General features: G+C 54.1%; 12 protein-coding genes. 5 read left to right on the top strand and 7 right to left on the bottom strand.

Annotated features, from left to right (window positions below; translation table 11 throughout):
- Positions 1–23 precede the first annotated feature (23 nt).
- Both P0Y67_RS04860 and nudF read right to left on the bottom strand, forming a co-directional pair.
- Complete coding sequence (locus tag P0Y67_RS04860) at positions 24–452, bottom strand: DUF1249 family protein (protein WP_337114373.1); 429 nt, start codon at positions 450–452, stop codon at positions 24–26.
- Positions 449–1,093, bottom strand: coding sequence for an ADP-ribose diphosphatase (gene nudF, locus P0Y67_RS04865; RefSeq protein WP_342390961.1), 645 nt, complete (start codon positions 1,091–1,093; stop codon positions 449–451). Before nudF ends, P0Y67_RS04860 begins: the two co-directional genes overlap by 4 nt.
- A 419-nt stretch (positions 1,094–1,512) precedes the next feature.
- Between nudF and tolC the strand changes: the two genes are divergently transcribed.
- Complete coding sequence (tolC, locus tag P0Y67_RS04870) at positions 1,513–2,805, top strand: outer membrane channel protein TolC (protein WP_342390962.1); 1,293 nt, start codon at positions 1,513–1,515, stop codon at positions 2,803–2,805.
- A 77-nt stretch (positions 2,806–2,882) separates the two neighbouring features.
- On the opposite strand, the gene hldE is transcribed toward tolC, so the two are convergent.
- From hldE to P0Y67_RS04885, 3 genes are all read right to left on the bottom strand, one after another.
- A complete protein-coding gene (gene hldE / locus P0Y67_RS04875; protein WP_342390963.1) occupies positions 2,883–4,313 on the bottom strand; it encodes a bifunctional D-glycero-beta-D-manno-heptose-7-phosphate kinase/D-glycero-beta-D-manno-heptose 1-phosphate adenylyltransferase HldE in 1,431 nt (476 codons plus the stop codon).
- An 85-nt stretch (positions 4,314–4,398) separates the two neighbouring features.
- Positions 4,399–7,269, bottom strand: a complete 2,871-nt coding sequence (gene glnE / locus P0Y67_RS04880; RefSeq protein ID WP_342390964.1) for a bifunctional [glutamate--ammonia ligase]-adenylyl-L-tyrosine phosphorylase/[glutamate--ammonia-ligase] adenylyltransferase — start codon at positions 7,267–7,269, stop codon at positions 4,399–4,401.
- Positions 7,270–7,440: 171 nt separating this feature from the next.
- Positions 7,441–9,039, bottom strand: coding sequence for a methyl-accepting chemotaxis protein (locus tag P0Y67_RS04885; RefSeq protein WP_342390965.1), 1,599 nt, complete (start codon positions 9,037–9,039; stop codon positions 7,441–7,443).
- 238 nt (positions 9,040–9,277) lie between these two features.
- On the opposite strand from P0Y67_RS04885, the gene P0Y67_RS04890 reads away from it, so the two are divergent.
- On the top strand, positions 9,278–10,072 hold the full coding sequence (locus tag P0Y67_RS04890) for a potassium channel family protein (RefSeq protein WP_342390966.1): 795 nt from the start codon (positions 9,278–9,280) through the stop codon (positions 10,070–10,072).
- 97 nt (positions 10,073–10,169) lie between these two features.
- Here the strand turns inward: P0Y67_RS04890 and P0Y67_RS04895 are convergent, their stop codons facing one another.
- Entirely contained in the window at positions 10,170–11,687 is a 1,518-nt protein-coding gene (locus tag P0Y67_RS04895) for a CYTH and CHAD domain-containing protein (protein ID WP_342390967.1), read from the bottom strand.
- Between the two features lie 452 nt (positions 11,688–12,139).
- On the opposite strand from P0Y67_RS04895, the gene P0Y67_RS04900 reads away from it, so the two are divergent.
- The 3 genes from P0Y67_RS04900 to P0Y67_RS04910 all read left to right on the top strand — a co-directional run bounded on the left by P0Y67_RS04900 (position 12,140) and on the right by P0Y67_RS04910 (position 14,887).
- A complete protein-coding gene (locus P0Y67_RS04900) occupies positions 12,140–12,820 on the top strand; it encodes a TIGR00153 family protein (RefSeq protein ID WP_027251923.1) in 681 nt (226 codons plus the stop codon).
- A gap of 30 nt (positions 12,821–12,850) precedes the next feature.
- Positions 12,851–14,119 (top strand): inorganic phosphate transporter, encoded by a 1,269-nt coding sequence (locus P0Y67_RS04905; protein ID WP_342390968.1) that lies wholly within the window; start codon positions 12,851–12,853, stop codon positions 14,117–14,119.
- A gap of 192 nt (positions 14,120–14,311) precedes the next feature.
- Positions 14,312–14,887, top strand: coding sequence for a TIGR04211 family SH3 domain-containing protein (locus tag P0Y67_RS04910; protein WP_442958704.1), 576 nt, complete (start codon positions 14,312–14,314; stop codon positions 14,885–14,887).
- A 98-nt stretch (positions 14,888–14,985) separates the two neighbouring features.
- Here the strand turns inward: P0Y67_RS04910 and P0Y67_RS04915 are convergent, their stop codons facing one another.
- Positions 14,986–17,274, bottom strand: coding sequence for an AAA family ATPase (locus P0Y67_RS04915; protein WP_342390969.1), 2,289 nt, complete (start codon positions 17,272–17,274; stop codon positions 14,986–14,988).
- Positions 17,275–17,372: the final 98 nt, after the last annotated feature.

The following is a 17,372-nucleotide window of genomic DNA, read 5'->3' on the forward strand; positions in this document are numbered from 1 at the left end:
CAAAACCTTGTTGAATGAAATCGTTAATAAACCGATTGCTTACTGAGACCGTTCTTCAGGCAGTAAGCCAGCCAATCTCCCAAAAAGCGATTAACCTGATGTTTTTCATCTTTTTGGTGCATCCGCATATTGGGGTAATCATACCTTGGCTTCAAACGTGAAATCTGCTGAATAGAACACACTTCTGCCACCCTGGCGTCATGATAAAGCCGCACTTTAAAGGTAGGTACCAGGTATTCAGGCAAGCCTGCATCGGTTTCCATTTGCAGCTGAATCAGCGTGGTGTAGCGGGTTGATTCCAATATCCTGAGCTTATAATCATGGCCGCCGACCTGATAGGCACACTCCTCCCCTACCGCTTCACTTTTTGGCAGTAATGGAAGCAACTTCGCATAGTTGGTTTCATATAAACGCATGATACCCGCGAGATCGACCGTGTACCTTCTGTTCACAACTCGTCCTTAACCCAATCGGCCTGCAGTTGGTGATAGTGTAATTGCAACCATTGTAGCGCAATGATGCTGGCTGCATTTTCTATTTTACCAGACACCACCCAATCATACGCTTCTTCACGGCTGACCACATGCACCTTGATATCCTCACCTTCGTCTTCAAGCCCGTGAATACCGGCTGCCAGACGGCTGTCGACACAACCGGCATAGACGCTCAGGGTTTCCGAGCACCCGCCTGAGCTGGACAAATAGCGAGTGATATGGGCAAGTTGATCTACCTGGATGCCCGCTTCTTCCACCGCTTCCCGGCTGACCACCTCTTCCGGGTTTTCGCCCGGCTCAATGATCCCGGCCACAATTTCCAGTTGCCAGGGCTGGCAATCGCCCACCAGGGCGCCAATTCGGAACTGTTCCACCAGTACCACCTGATCACGCACAGGATCGTACGGCAGCAGGGCCGCCGCATGGCCGCGGTCCAGCAGTTCCCGGCTCAGAGTCTGGCTCCAGCCGCCGGCAAACAAGCGATGGCGAAAACGGAATGCCTTCAGGCTAAAGAAACCCTGATAACGCGTTTCTTCATGCTCCACTTCGACATCCATCGCGCCGAGCGCTCCCGGATTATTTCTGGACGAGTCAGACATCAGTCATCTCCATGTCATGGACCTTTCACGATTATCGCTCAGGCTCACTCGGGGTCACAGTAAACCAAAACGGCATTTTTCCATTCATCGCTATTATGACGCAATGGCTGAGCTCAACTTTTTTGATAAATGTTGCAGTAATATTTAACCAGACTCGAAAATGAACACCCGTGATCTGGCGACTAATGTTAAACTGGTACAATATTACTTTCTTACAAGTAAATTTTTGCTGGCTAATGATGGAAATCAACCACTACCGTTGCGACACTTGTACAAAAAGATTGCAATTTCCTTCAATAAACAGCATGTTCTTTTGTTAAATTTGCACAAAAAAATCACAATTGATCAGTTTCAAGCAAGGTATCATCAGGTAAACTGAACATTGCACATTATTTTGTCAGGACCAGGAAAAAGCATTCATGAAAAAATTGCTTCCGCTTTATCTAGGCTTAGCACTGGGTAGCCTCAGCCCATTTGCCATGGCTGACGATCTTGCCGATATCTATGAACAAGCCAAACAGAACGACCCTCAGCTGCTACGGGCCGCGGCTGATAAAGATACCGCTTTCGAAGCGATTAATTCATCCCGCAGTACGCTATTGCCTCAAATCAATCTGACTGCCGGATTGCAGGCCTCCCGCCTGGACTATGATGATGAAGGATTTACCGGTGGCCTGAGCCTGAGCCAGTCGCTGTATAATCGCGCCAGCTGGGTCAACCTTGATATCAGCGAGAAACAAGCCCGTCAAAGCGATGCCAGCTATGCCGTCGCGCAGCAAAACCTGATTTTGCGTGTATCCACCGCCTACTTCTCAGTATTGCGTGCAATGGACGATTTAGAGTTCGTTCGTGCCGAAAAAGCGGCCGTTGGCCGTCAGCTGGAACAGACCAAACAGCGCTTTGAAGTCGGCTTGTCTGCCATTACTGACGTGCACGATGCACAGGCTCAGTATGACAGCGTTCTGGCTGATGAAATTCTGAAAGAAAACGCCCTGACCAACAGCTATGAAGAACTGCGTGAAATCACAGGTCAGGCACATCAGAATCTGTCTGTCCTGGATACCCAGCGCTTCTCCGCCAGCAGCCCGAACAATACAGTTCGTACCTTGCTTGAAAACGCAGAAAGCGAAAACCTGACACTGCTGAGTGCCCGTATTGCCCAGGACGTCTCGCGCGACCGTATTGCACTGGCTGAATCGGGACATTTGCCAACCCTGAGCTTTGATGCCGGCTACAGCTACAACGACATGCAGCAAGGCCAAAGCAGCGATGAAGGCACCATTTCTGCAGGCATTAACCTGAATCTGCCGGTTTACACGGGTGGCCGGGTGACCTCTGAAGTGAAACAAGCCCAATACGCTTACGTCTCCTCTAGTGAAACCCTGGAAGAAACCTACCGCGGCGTAGTCAAAAATGTGCGGGCTTTCTATAACAACATCAACGCCTCGATCGGCGCTCTGAAAGCTTACCAGCAGTCGGTGATCTCGGCCCGTTCAGCACTGGAAGCCACCGAAGCCGGTTTTGATGTCGGTACCCGTACTATTGTTGACGTTCTGGACGCAACCCGCCGTTTGTATGATGCCAACCGTCAGCTGGCCACAGCCCGCTACGATTACATCATCAGCCAGCTGCAGCTCAAGCAGGCTGTCGGCTCGCTCAATGAGCAGGACATTCTGGATGTCAACACAGGTCTTATCCCGGTCAAAAAATAAGACCGCAAAAAAGACTGCAATACTGAAACAAAAAAAGCGCCTGCAATGGCGCTTTTTTTGTTTTGATGATCAGGCTATCAGCCTTTACCGCCGCGAATCGCTTCGATAATTTCTGTGGTTGAACAGCCGTCTTCAAAGTTCAGTACACGTACTTCACCGCCGTTGGCAATCACTTCCTGGCCGCCGGCAATTTGCTCAGGTTTATAATCACCGCCCTTCACCAGCAGATCCGGCAGGATCTCACTGATCAGGCGCTGAGGCGTATCTTCTTTAAACGGCACGACCCAGTCTACCGCAGACAGTCCGGCCAGTACGGCCATACGACGATCTTCAGGGTTCACCGGACGTCCTGCCCCTTTCAGAGCCCGCACTGAACTGTCAGCGTTCACCGCCACAATCAGGCGATCACCCAGCTTGGCGGCCTCGTTCAGATAAGCAACGTGCCCGGCATGCAGGATGTCAAAGCAGCCATTGGTCATCACTACTTTTTCGCCACGGGCCTTGGCCGCCAGTACTGCTTGTTTGAGCTGGCTTTCGGCCATGACACCAAACCCACTGTCCTGGCTGCCGTGCACCGCATTGGTCAGCTCAATGGTCGAGAGGGTTGAAGTACCCAGCTTACCGACCACTACGCCGGCGGCGGCATTGGCCAGCTTGCAGGCATCAGACAGGGATTTACCGGCCGACAGCGAAGCCGCCAGTACCGAAATCACTGTATCGCCGGCACCGGTGACATCGTACACCTCTTTGGCCTGTGTAGGCATGTGCAGCGGCTCCTGGCCTTTCTGCAGCAAGGTCATGCCGTGCTCGCTACGCGTGACCAGCAAGGCCTCCAGATCAAACTGCTCGATCAACGCCAGCCCTTTTTCCACCAACTCTTCATCGGTTTTCGCTTTACCGGCAACCGCTTCGAATTCAGTCAGGTTGGGAGTCAGCATAGTCGCGCCGCGATAACGCTCGAAATCAGTCCCTTTCGGGTCGATCAGCACTGCCACACCGAAGCGGCGTCCCAGTTCGATCATCGCGCGGACATGTTCCAGCGCCCCTTTGGCATAGTCAGACAGGATCATTGCCTTTACGTTCGGCAACGCCTGTTCCAGCCGTGGCAGAATCAGGTCGGCATCCACATCGTGGAAACCTTCTTCAAAATCCAGGCGGATCAGTTGCTGCCCGCGGCTCATCACGCGCAGCTTAGTGATGGTGGGATAATCCGGCAGGGAGACAAAATCACAACGCACTTTGAGCGATGCCAACTTTTCATTGAGCGCCCGCGCAGCATCATCAATACCTGTCAGGCCAACCAGGCGAGCGTGGCCGCCCAGGGCGGCAATGTTCATGGCTACGTTGGCTGCACCACCGGGACGTTCTTCAATCTGGTCCACTTTCACAACGGGTACCGGCGCTTCCGGTGAAATCCGTCCAGTCGGGCCAGTCCAGTAGCGATCCAGCATTACATCACCCACAACCAGCACACTGGCTTGGTCATAATCAGGCAGTGTCAGTTTCATTCTTCTCTCCGGAACGGTAAAAACAGCGGAATATTAGCATAAAAGCCTGTACTGCATACAGGCAGGGCATGTCACTGGCATCGGGTTAACACTCGGGTGCCGTGTTGGGTTCAGGCCGAAAAATGGTTTGCCACAGTTGCGTCACCAGGTGTCGCTCTGCCGTAAACTGGCTGTCATCGACATAGGCATCGTGGCCGAGCAAATTCAGGCGGTGAATGTCATCACGCAGCGTGCAGTAGGCCTGAATCAGCGCCATCGCCTGCTCCTCTTCCAGCACCCCTTTGGCTGCCATGGTTTCAAACAAACGAATATTGTCCGACCAGCGGGTGAGTGCCGGCTGGCCGGCGCAATGGCGTAGCACCAGATACTGAGTGATAAATTCAATGTCCGTAATGCCGCCGGGATCCTGTTTCAGGCCAAACTGCCCCGGTTTTTTGGTGCCGAGGTGCTGGCGCATTTTCTCGCGCATCTCCATCACCTCCTGGCGCAGCGCCTCGGCGTCACGCGGGCGCGACAGTATGTCCGCTCTGACCTTGTCAAAACCGGCCCTGAGCACCGGATCGCCATACACTATACGCGCACGCACCAGTGCCTGATGCTCCCAGGTCCAGGCTTCCTGTGCCTGATAGGCCGCAAAGGCGTCCAGCGGACTGACCAGCAAACCGGATGCGCCAGACGGACGCAAACGGACATCAACCTCATACAGTACGCCGGATGAGGTACGGGTAGAGAACAGATGGACGATTCTCTGCGTCAGCCGCAGGTAAAACTGGCGACCGTCAATGGCTTTATCGCCATTGGTGTACACCTCTGTCGGGCAGTCATGCAGGAAGACCAGATCCAGATCGGAACCGTAGCCCAGCTCCAGCCCCCCCAGCTTACCGTAGCCGATCACACCGAAACCTGTACTGTTACGCTCAGCCAGGTGTGACGGCTCACCATACTTAGCCACCATCTGTAACCAGGCCTGCTTGACCACAGCACTGATAATCGCTTCCGCCAGATAGGTCAGGTGATCGCTGACTTTCATCAGGGGCAGCACATCAGCAATGTCCGCCGCCGCAATGCGCAATAACTGCGCCTGCTTAAACTGGCGGATGGCTTCCATCTGCTGCTCCATGTCCTCTTCCGGAATTCGCGCCAGGTACTCTTGCAGCTCAGGCTGATACTGATCCAGAGGCACTGGATTGTACAAGTGCTGAGGGTCAAGCAATTCATCGAGCAGAATAGGGTACTGAGCCAGCTGCTCTGCCACCATAGAGCTGGCCGCACAGAGCCGGACCAGGTGATCCAGCGCGCCGGGATGTTCGCTCAGCAATTCCAGATAAGTGGTCCGGGTGGCAATGCGGACAATCAGCCGGGCGACACGATCCAGCACCACAGGTGCATCTGCACGGGTGACAATACGCACCAGCACTTCCGGCATCAGGCGGGCCAGCACTTCACGGCCTCTCGGCCCTATAGTGCGCTTGGCCAGCTCCGCTTTCATATGGCTCAGCACTTCGGCCTGGCGGGCGCTATCCGGGGCGGCAACATCATTCAGAATCGCTGTTACCAGCTCTTCATCCTCAATCATGGTCCACATTTCATGATAAGGCTGCGCCGCGGCGTCCTGACTGTCTTCCTCATCGACGCCGATAATCTCGTCGAACACTTGATGGATCTCAGCCATGTGCTGCTGAATCTGCTGTTGCAGGCCGTGCCAGTCTGGGCACCCCATCGCGGTAGCAAGCCGGATTCTGTCCAGCTCGGTATCCGGCAGTGTCTGCGTCTGTTTGTCATTGATGGCCTGCAACAGGTTTTCCAGACGGCGCAGAAAAGCATACCCCTGCTCCAGATGCTGCACCTGCGCTGCCGGCAATAATCCCAGCGCGTTGACCGCATCCAGCGTTTCCCGCAGGCCGCGGTGGCGCAGGCTGGGCTCCCGCCCGCCACGGATCAACTGGAAGGATTGCGCGATAAATTCGACTTCGCGGATCCCGCCCGCGCCGAGTTTGATGTTATTGCTCAGACCGCGGCGGCGAACCTCTGAGCTGATCATCGATTTCATCCGGCGCAGTGACTGTATCGCGCTGAAATCAATATAGCGGCGGAAGACAAAAGGACGCAGCATCTGCCGCAGAGCCTGATAATGGCCGGCGCTTTCGTTGCCCATGACTTTGGCTTTGATCATGGCGTAGCGTTCCCACTCCCGGCCCTGTTCCTGATAGTAATCTTCCAGTGCGGCGTAGCTCATCACCAGCGGGCCGCTGTCACCAAACGGGCGCAGACGCATGTCGACCCGATAGCAAAAGCCGTCAACTGTCTGTTGATCCAGTGCCTTGATCAGTCTTTGTCCCAGACGGGTAAAAAACTGGGCGTTGGCAATGCTGCGCCGTCCGCCCTGAGTTTCGCCGTTTTCCGGATAGGTAAAAATCAAATCGATATCTGAAGAGAAATTCAGCTCACCGCCACCCAGTTTGCCCATGCCCAGGATCAGCATCGGCTGGGGCTCACCGTCCGCATTGACTGGGGTGCCATATTCTTGGCAACACTGCGCGTAGAGCCAGTGATAAGCTTCCATGATCAGCGCCTCGGCCAGGCAGGACAGGTGCGACAGGCTTTGGCTCAGGGTGGCGCGGCCGGTAAAATCGCGCCAGGCAATCCACACCATTTCACGACGACGAAAGGCGCGCAGCTCCCTTAACAACACGGTTTCGCCGACCACTGCTGACAGGGCCTCCCTGAGCTCAGAACGGTATTGCTCGGCGCGCTCCCCGACAGCCAGGGTTTGGGGCAGCCAGGACAGTAAATCACCATCCTGCACCAGAGAGGTCTGTATGAACTCACTGAGACCGAGCACGGCACTCAGTTCGTCGTTCAAATCCGATGGCCACTGGGCCAATGCATCAGGGTGAGCCTGCTGCAGCTTTTCCAGAGCCCGTTCAGCAGCGTGTTGCAAGAGTGCGTGTGTCATATCAATTCCTTGGCAATCAGTCAGGGCTGTCCGCCCAGCATCGCAGTCAATCACCCGAGCCTGGTCAGGTTTCTCAGGTATAAGCAATAAGATAACGGATTACGACGACAACGCCCACCTGTCGGTGGGCGTCTGAGTCTAATAATGAAGCGAAGAACAGTCCGGGATCGGTCAGATGCGGAAGGCCTGAATTTTCTGTTCCAAATCGGCTGACTGACCTTTCATCGTATCCGCCGTTTCTGTCAGCTCAGTGACGACCACCACAGAAGCTTCCACTAACTCCCTTACATTATTGAGGTTTTGGTTCATCTCTTCCGCCACCGCGCTTTGCTGTTCAGAGGCCGTTGCAATCTGGAAGTTCATATCATTGATGCGCTGAACCTGCTGGACAATCTTATCCAGCTCGCCGCCTGCGCTGGTCACCAGATCCACCCCTTCTGCCGCCTCAACCACACTTTGCTCCATCAGGCCGACAGCCTGTTTGGCACTGTCTTGCAACTGACCAATCATGTCCTGAATTTCGACGGTGGCCACCTGGGTGCGCTGCGCCAGGTTACGCACTTCATCGGCCACCACGGCAAATCCTCGCCCGGCATCACCGGCCCGCGCCGCTTCAATGGCGGCATTGAGCGCCAGCAGGTTAGTTTGTTCAGAAATGCCCTGAATAGTGACAATCACGCTGCCAATTTTTTCCACCCGGTTTTCGACCTGGGTCACGGCTTCGGCAGAGGCGCGGATATCGGTGGACAGCTGATCTATGGTGGCGATCGTTTTCACCACAAATTCCTGCCCCTGATGGGCCTGCTTCGCTGTTCCTTCTGTCGCGCCGGAGGCTTCACGCGCATGCTCGGCCACGGTTTGCACCGTAGAGGTCATTTCGCTCATGGCAGAAGCCAGCTGGTCAATCTCATGAAACTCTTCCTGCGCCGACTCTTTGGTTTCCTGCATGCTCATTGACATCACATCCGCCAGCTCATGCAGTTCACCCGAAACGCTGCGTTGATTCTGAATCACCGCTTTGAGCTGGATGCGGGTACGTTCCAGTTCGCGCGCCAAATCCCCGTATTCATCCTGACAGTTCATCACTATCGGCTGAGAAAGATCGCGGTTGGCCAGGCGCTTAATGGCATCGGCCAGGTAACCGGTCTGACGCAGCATCAGGCTGGCAGCCCCTAACAACAACATCATGAAAGCCAGGATCATCAAGGCCGTCTGCCAGGCTATCTGCACCATATAGGCACTGTAGTAGCTGTCCGCATCATCGGCAGACTGTGAAGCGATCACTAACCAGTGACCGCTGCCGGCCAGTGGCACCGCATATTCAAACCGTTTGCCGCCGTCCAGAGTCAGGGCACGCTCACTGTTGAGCTGCGATAACACAGAGCCGAGCGGCTGGCCATCTTCGGCGGAGCGGCTCAGCGCCTTGACCTGCTCAGCGCCGGGGTGACCCAGCACCCGGCCGTTTTCTGTGTTGACCAGATAGTAATAGGCACCGTCCGCACTTTTTTGCGCCTGCACCGCAGCCAGGGCCATCGCCTGTCCCTGCTCGCCCTGAGACAAGAGGCTGCTGAACATAGCCGCTTGTTTTTGCGCCTGCTCTCGAACTTGCTCTTTCTGAATATCAATTACTGACTGGTAGAAAATACTGGCGTCCCATAATTGTTTCCCTACCAGTAAGAAGGTACTGAATACCATCAGTACGATGAGTTTGGGCACTAACCTGATATTACTCAGCCCTTTTTCCCAGGGTTTGAAAGCCATGTCAGCCATAATTATTATCTCTCCTTTGTCCTAGGATCTGTTGATCCTAAAGCGGTTCAGTCCTCGAACGCTTCGAATCATCGGCCTGGCTGCAAGGAGCCAGTATTGAATAAGTTGTCTGCAAACCGACAAAAACGCCGTCTGCGCTCAGAACAGGCTTGCAATTGACTCAACAACACCAGTAAATTCAACTTGCCAGCGGTACCGAGTATCATATATGCCTGTATTAAATATCTGAAATTGAATGATGAAAAAGATCGATGGTGTCAAACATGAGCTGAATCCCATGAGCCTGGTGGCACTCGTATTGTCATTCGTGTCACTGGCCCTGGTCACCAGCCTGTTCTTTATTCCGCGTGACGACAGGGTTTATTCACTGTTTATCACCATAGATACGCTGATCTGTCTGGTATTCTGGCTCCAGCTCACAGGTGATCTGCTGCGAAGCCAAAACAAGAAAGCCTTCCTGAAAACACACTGGCCCGATTACCTTGCCAGCATACCTATCATCGAGCCGTTACGCTTTATGCGCCTGGTGCAGATCTTCCGGGTAATACGTCTGATCCGATCCGGCCAGCAGCTTTTGCAGCATATTCTGGATTTCCGGCGTGAAGCCACCATAGCCACTATTGTTTTGCTTCTCACTGTACTGGTTACCGTCGGCTCCTCCTTGATCCTTATCATTGAAAGTCACGATCCCAATGCCAATATTCAGTCGGCCGATGATGCTATCTGGTGGGTCTTTGTCACTATCTCCACAGTAGGTTACGGGGATCACTATCCGGTGACGACACTGGGTAAAATACTGGCGACTGTGATTATTACCTGCGGCGTTGGCCTGTTCGGTATGGTGGCCGGTTTGATCAGCTCGTTTGTATCAGATCCCGACAGACACAAGCCTTCCCACCATCACCATGATCAAACGCACTGGGACAAAATCCTTGATAACCAGGATCTGTTGCTCAAGCGTCTTGATGATCTTGAACAACGACTGGCTGAATCGACTCAGCACAGCGGAAAAGAAAACGAAAAAGAAAAATAGCCCAGCCACCACCAAAGGCGGTGGTGAGGGGGAAACAACAAAAAACGCCTTCTGAATCAGAAGGCGTTAACGGCTGCTATGGCGGATGGGATAAAGATTATGGCCAGTAAGGCGGCTGTGCCAGACCTATCTGACGGCTCTGATCCATCGCATGCAGCAGGGAGTCTTCCTTGCGGTGCAGCCATTTATCGATCTGCTTGCGATCTTCTTCATCTTCGTAGTCAGACTGCAGAGAGCGAATCGGCTCAAGCTGACGCAAGTCTTCCATGCCCTGCAGAATATCCAGCCACGGGCTGCGGAACACTTCGCGGCGCTCTTCTTCATATAAAGAAGCAAAACACAGGCCGCCCACCAGATTACGCAGCAGTCTTGCCTGCTGATCGAGATAATCTGCCCGGCTGAGCGCACGCTTCTCACTGAAGGCCTCTGCCAGCTCTTCCCAGGCTTTCGACAAGGCCGAATCGGCAAACGATTTCGCCGATGCCGCCAGCCGCTCTCTGGCTTTTTCGTCCAGGAAAGGTTGCCATCCGCGGCTCAGCAGCCAGCTGCTCAGGTTGAGCAGCAAATTACAGTAACGCGCCGATTTGAACAGACGCAGAATATCCTCCGGCTCCGGCAGTTCTTCCTGACGCTCTTTGAGCTGTTTGACCAGGGATTTTCTGGCATTGAGTTTTTTCAGCGCATGGCCTTTTTCGGCCAGCCAGCGTTGTATCGCGTCCGCTTCCTGCAGCCAGCTCAGCTCACCTTCGAGCCAGGTCAGTTCCTGACGCAGCTGCGCGCTGGCCCGGCGAGGGATCATGCTGCCATACACCACCAGGGTCTGGCGGATCAGGGAAATCGAATGGCTGATCTCTGTCAGTGCCGGCAATGCCTGACGCTCAACATAGATCTGCTCGTGGTAATGCCAGTGCGCCAGCGCATGCTCCATGGCAATCACTAGCGCATTTTCTGATGAAACATCCGCGGCAAGGGGCACATAAGACAGAGGCAGCACGTCATCGCCCTGATGCCCGGCAGCAAGACGATAGCCTCTTGCCGCTTTACTCAGGTTCCCCAGACGCATGCCGCCGTCTTCACACAGTTCGCGAGCCAGGGTGAACAAGGCATCGGTCTGGCCGGATTTCAGCTCCAGTTCCACTTCGCAAATCGGCTCACTGCTGTCATTGGCACGCACCTCACCCTGATCGAATGCCAATTCAATCTGGCTGCCATCCGGCATGGCAATCAACCACTGCTGGCGTTCAAAGTCGGTAGAGAATAAAGGCGAGATTTGGCTGGAAATAGCCGCAATATCAAAGTGCTCAGGCCAGGCATCGCTCGGATGTAAGGCTAAATCCGGTTGCGGGCCGTTGAGTTCAGCATTGTATTCGGGGCGCTGATGCAGTCCTGCAACAACACGTCCGGCTGTCTTAAGGGTCTGAATATAAACATCATCAATGCGGCGAACCCGCAAGCCGATGTCGTGCTGACGAAGAATTTGCTCAGGGGTATCAAAGTAAATGTTACCCAGTCGTTTACTGCTTTGCTGCAAGATTTTGGCTTGAGCAATCTTCCGCAATAACTGACCCGAAAAATCCGCTGAGACGAAAAACTTCAGTTCTATCTCGGTTTCCATAATTGTCCCTATAAACGGTAGCCAGCCAAGGATATTGGCTAATCCGGCCTGTAGCAAGCAAGAAATCTCCAGAAATAGGCGTACAAAATGTGTTTCCCTGTACTAAGTTATACGTTAACATGCGCGCCATAGGGCCTGTTGACCTTTGGACTATTTGCTCTAACCAGTGCTGAAAAAGCGCTAATCAAGGCACGAATCATGGAGTTTAGTGCGCTAAATAAATGATGAGTAACGCAGAGAAGCGCTTGTTTTCCTCAACCTGATGGGGCGGTGGGGACAATTCTGGCTCGTGACGTTACCCTCTTTCTCTAGCTCTCTTTCCGCCATACCATGTCTGCCTTGTTTAAAGCATAGAACTCGCCTCTTTTCGGGTCGATACTCCAAAGGCAACAGGCTCTGATCCATCGCTCAAGATTTCGCCTTTATTACAGGTATCTTTAGGTTGATCGGCTATGCCAGTAAATACAATTATGGGGCTCTTTGCTAAATCCCCAATCAAACCATTGCAACGCCATGTCACTCGTGTGAATGAATGTTGTGAATTGCTTGTTCCGTTTTTCGAGGCGTGTCACGCCAAAGATTGGGAAAAAGCCGGACAGTATCGTGAACAGATTTCGCAGCTTGAAAAAGATGCGGATGTGCTCAAACGTGAAATCCGTCTCAAGCTTCCTCGTGGTCTTTTCATGCCAGTCGACCGGACTGACATGCTGGATCTCCTCACTCAGCAGGACAAACTCGCAAATCTGGCCAAAGATATTGCAGGTCGTGTCTACGGACGTCAGTTAGACATCCCTGAGCACTTTTATCCAGACTTTCTTGCCTACGTTCAACGCTGCCTTGATGCTGCCAATCAGGCCAGTCGTGTCATCCATGAACTGGATGAACTGCTGGAAACCGGCTTTAAGGGCCGTGAAGTGACTCTGGTGGCAGAAATGATCAATCAGCTTGACGTTATCGAAGATGATACCGACAGCATGCAGATTATCCTGCGTCAGCAACTCCGTAAGGTCGAAGACCAGTACAATCCAATCGATGTGATGTTTATGTATAAGATCTTCGAATGGATTGGCGGTATCGCCGACCAGGCTCAGCGTGTCGGTTCACGACTCGAAATCATGCTATCCCGCTCATAACGAGCAAGGTAAATACAACAAGGTTTTACAATGGAAATCCTGGCTAATTATGGCACCATGATCATCGTGGTGGCGGCCCTCTTTGGCTTTCTAATGGCTATTGGTATTGGTGCCAATGATGTGGCTAACGCAATGGGTACCTCTGTCGGTTCCAAGGCGCTGACCGTCAAACAGGCTATTATTATCGCCATGATCTTTGAATTTGCCGGCGCCTATCTGGCAGGCGGCGAAGTCACAGATACCATACGTAAAGGGGTCATTGACACCTCTTACTACGTCAATCAGCCTGAAGTACTGGTTTACGGCATGATGGCGTCGTTGCTGGCGGCAGGTTCATGGCTATTGCTGGCGTCCTACATGGGCTGGCCGGTCTCCACGACGCACTCTATCATCGGTGCCATCATAGGTTTTGCCTGTGTATCTGTCGGTACGGAAGCGGTTGACTGGGGCTCGGTACAGGGCATAGTGGGCAGCTGGATTATCACCCCGCTGATCTCAGGGATCTTTGCCTATGTCATCTTTATCAGTGCACAGAGGCTGATATTTGATACCGATACCCCGCTCATCAACGCCAAGCGTTTTGTGCCTGTCTATATGTTCCTGACCACTATGGTCATCGCACTGGTGACGATCAAAAAAGGTCTGAAACATGTTGGCCTGCACTTGTCGACCGGTGAAGCCTGGCTGGCTTCGATCGCGGTTTCACTGATCGTGATGGGATTCGGCTATCTCTACATCCGTCGCAACTATGCCGATGCCGAGCAGACTGTTGGCCATAACGGCTATGCGGGCGTTGAGCGCGTATTCAGCCTGCTGATGGTGGTTACCGCCTGCGCGATGGCATTTGCACACGGCTCCAACGATGTGGCTAACGCCATTGGTCCTCTGTCTGCTGTGGTATCGACAGTTGAGCACATGGGTGAGCTGTCCGAGAAAACCGCCATTGCCTGGTGGATTCTGCCGCTGGGTGGTTTGGGTATAGTCGTGGGTCTGGCGACCATGGGTCACAAAGTCATGGCGACTGTGGGCACAGGTATTACCGAGCTGACACCGAGCCGCGGCTTTGCAGCACAGCTGGCCACCGCGTCGACCGTGGTACTGGCGTCGGGCACAGGTTTACCTATCTCTACCACGCAAACACTGGTAGGTGCGGTACTGGGTGTAGGCTTTGCCCGCGGTATTGCCGCCCTGAACATGGGTGTTGTTCGTAACATCGTGGCGTCTTGGATCGTTACCCTGCCAGCAGGCGCCCTGCTAGCAGTCATTTTCTTCTATGTAATGCAAGCGGCTTTTGGCTGATTTTTGTCAGTCTTCCGTAAACTTTACAAAAAAGTAGCACAAGGTCAAAAGAGGGAGGCTATGCCTCCCTCTCCTCTTGCGCCATCGCCGCAAAATTCTTAGTATCTGTGCTCCATCGATTAATCAAGCTCCTTCAAGGATCCCAGAGTGAAGCAACTTATCCGCTTAGTTTTTGCCGCTATCACCGTTCTGATGACAGCTCAGGTACACGCTCAGCAGGTGCGTTACATCTCCGATGACCTGTTTACTTACATGCATCGCGGGCCAAGTACGCAATTCAAAATTATGGGCAGCGTAGACGCTGGCACGAAAGTAACCCTGTTGGAAGTCAACAAAGAATCGGGTTTCAGTAAAGTGGTTGACGACCGCGGCCGCACAGGCTGGGTCAAGAGTGATTTCATTTCTAACCAGGTTGGCCTGAAAGAACGCCTGCCAAAATTAGAAAAAGAACTGACCGAAGTGAAAAAAGCCCTGGCCAATGCCAAGCAGTCCAGCGATGAACGCAATGCAACGCTTCAGTCATCACTGGAGAACCGTACTGAGCAGATCACCGACCTGGAAGATCGCAACACCAAGCTGAATGACCAGCTGTCGACTTCCCAGTCTGAAATCCGCGAACTGCGCGCTAAACTGGATACCCAGGCAGACGATCTGCTGATGAGATGGTTTACCTACGGCGGTATGGTCGCAGGCGGAGGACTGCTGTTTGGTCTGGTACTGCCGCACCTGATCCCACGCCGCAAGAAACGCAACAATGGCTGGGCCTGATTGCCAGGCCATGCGCCAATAGCCGTTCCAAAGACAAAAAAGGCAGCTGAGCTGCCTTTTTTGTTTCCGTCAGTGACGCTTTCCTTCGCTGATAAACCTTACCCTGACGGCCACTGCGACAATGCCGCCATCTCAAAGCGGATATGCTCAAAATCTAAAATCACCTTACGCGGCTCAATCTTCTCCAGCGTCACGCCAGGAGCGACCTCATCCCCTTCGTAAGCTTCACGGTTGTTCACCTTCACCCAGCGACTGTCCGCACTGGATGAGTAGATATGAGTCTGCAGGTTGATGGCCGGTAAACGGGCCTGAACGGCCTGAGGCAAGTCTGCCAGCGTCATGACATTTTCTGCGACATACGGCTTTTGTTTCACCACCGCCGCGGTGACCGTTCTGGGATCAACCAAAGCCGGTGTATCGGCCTGATCGGTGGCAGCAATCGCCTGATGCAGTCGATTGGCCAGCTCAGGCGACAGGCCCGACAAATCCAGTTTATCCAAATCCAGGAAATTCATCTGGCTGTCACTGGCTGCGGTATCCATTGCTGCTGTGTCCATGGCTGCTGTCTCACTGGCAGCTGTACCAGAAGGCTGTTCACCGGCAGGTTGATAGAACGGCCGCCTGGCCTCAGAAGCACTGCGCTCTGCATTGCCGTATAAGGGCAAACCAGGCGCCGGCAAGGCCTCGGTAGTTAACTTGGGGAACGGCAGAAAGGACATCGGATGGCGGCCGTTAACGGTATCGCCATCGGTACGGTACTCCTGATGCAGGGTCGGCCCGGGTAGCGACAAGGCGGTGTCCAGCACCATCAGCGTCATCGGGCCGGCAATCCCGTCGGCATACAAGCCCTGAGCCTGCTGAAAACGACGCAGCTTCTCAAGCACAGTTTGATCAAAGTCTCTGCTGGCCATACCCGGCTCGCCCAGCAAACGGTTAAGCTGCTGATCCAGCCAGGCCACCCGGCCACCTTGCTGACCATAACGGATGCTGGTGCTCTCCCCCATCGGCGGACGCCACATCAGGGTATAGTCTTGCTGCCAGTGCGACTGCAGCCACTCCCGGCTCACTCTGAGCCGCTCTCCGCCCAGCATCAGTTCGGCTTCGCCCGGCCAGAGCGCGTACAGTACCGCATAAAAGCGCTCGCCATCGTCATTGGTCAGAGGCAGGATGGCGGGACGATTGATCAGGCTGAGCTGCGCAAGATCGCCTTTGCTTTGCTGGCAGGTCAGACCGATACGCGTACTGCTGAGGCAGTTTGCCTGACTGGGCGAGACTTCATAGCCCCACAGCTGGTACAGAGTCTGCATGGCTTGCCTTTCCGTCGGCTGCAGGGCCAGCACGGCTTGCCAGCGTTTTTCCAGTGCCGTCAGCGCCTGGGCTTGATCCGTTTCCGGCGAAGAGCCCGCAGCGGCAGGCGCAGACACCACAGCCGTTTCCTGCACGACCGCGCCCAGCTTATTTTCTGCTACCCAGCCGCCGCCCCAGTAGCCCGCCGCAATTAATGCCGGCGCCAGCACAGCGGCAATCGCCCAGCCCAGCCGGTTGCGCGAGGGGCCAGCGACCTGTGTCGGCTGTGCGACCGCCCATCCCAGCGCCAGTTCACTGGCCTGCCTGATGTGCTCCGGATTAATCTGATACCGGCTGTCCCGGCAGGCAAGCTGCAGGGCTTTATCACACACCAGGTTGATCTGGCGCGGAATGCCGCCGCATACCCGGGCCAGTGTTTTCAGCGCCTGAGGCGAGAAGATCTGGTGAGCGCAACCGACCTGGTCCAAACGAAAACGAACATAAGCCGCCACTTCCACTTCGGTTAACGGCAGCAGGTGATAGCGTGAGGTAATACGCTGGGCCAATTGGCGCAATCCCGGCTGCTGCAGTAACTGCTGCAGTTCAGGCTGACCGGCCAGCACCACTTTCAGCAGCTTGCGCTGATCATTTTCCAGGTTGGTCAGCAGACGCAGCTGCTCCAGCACATCCGGCAGCAAATGCTGCGCTTCGTCGACCAGCAACAGCGTATGGCGACCGGCCTGATCATTGGCTTTGAGGTGGGCGTACAATCTGTCGGTCAGGATCTTATAGCTGTCTTGCGGTGACGCCGGCAGTCCTAACTCATCGCAGATGCTTTCCAGCAACTCATGGGCCGATAACGCCGGATTCAGTACCACAGCAACCTGAGTCTCCTCGCCCAGCTTGGCTAACAAGGCGCGCAGCACTGTGGTTTTTCCGGTACCGACTTCGCCGGTGAGCAGCCCAAAACCCCCGCCATCAGCCAGTCCGGCAAGCATGTGATTAAGCGCTTCACGGTGGCGATCGCTGAGATAAAGAAATCGTGCGCTGGGCACAATTGAAAACGGGGCTTCGGTCAGGCCAAAAAATGCCTTGTACATGTCTTCGTCCGGGATGAAGTAAAATAACTGAGATACATTAGCGTTCGTGACACCGATTGTATACCCTTCGTGGGCAAGACTGACAAAGACGAGGAGAG

Source organism: Photobacterium sp. SP02 (genome assembly GCF_038519165.1).
Taxonomy (GTDB): Bacteria; Pseudomonadota; Gammaproteobacteria; order Enterobacterales; family Vibrionaceae; genus Photobacterium; species Photobacterium halotolerans.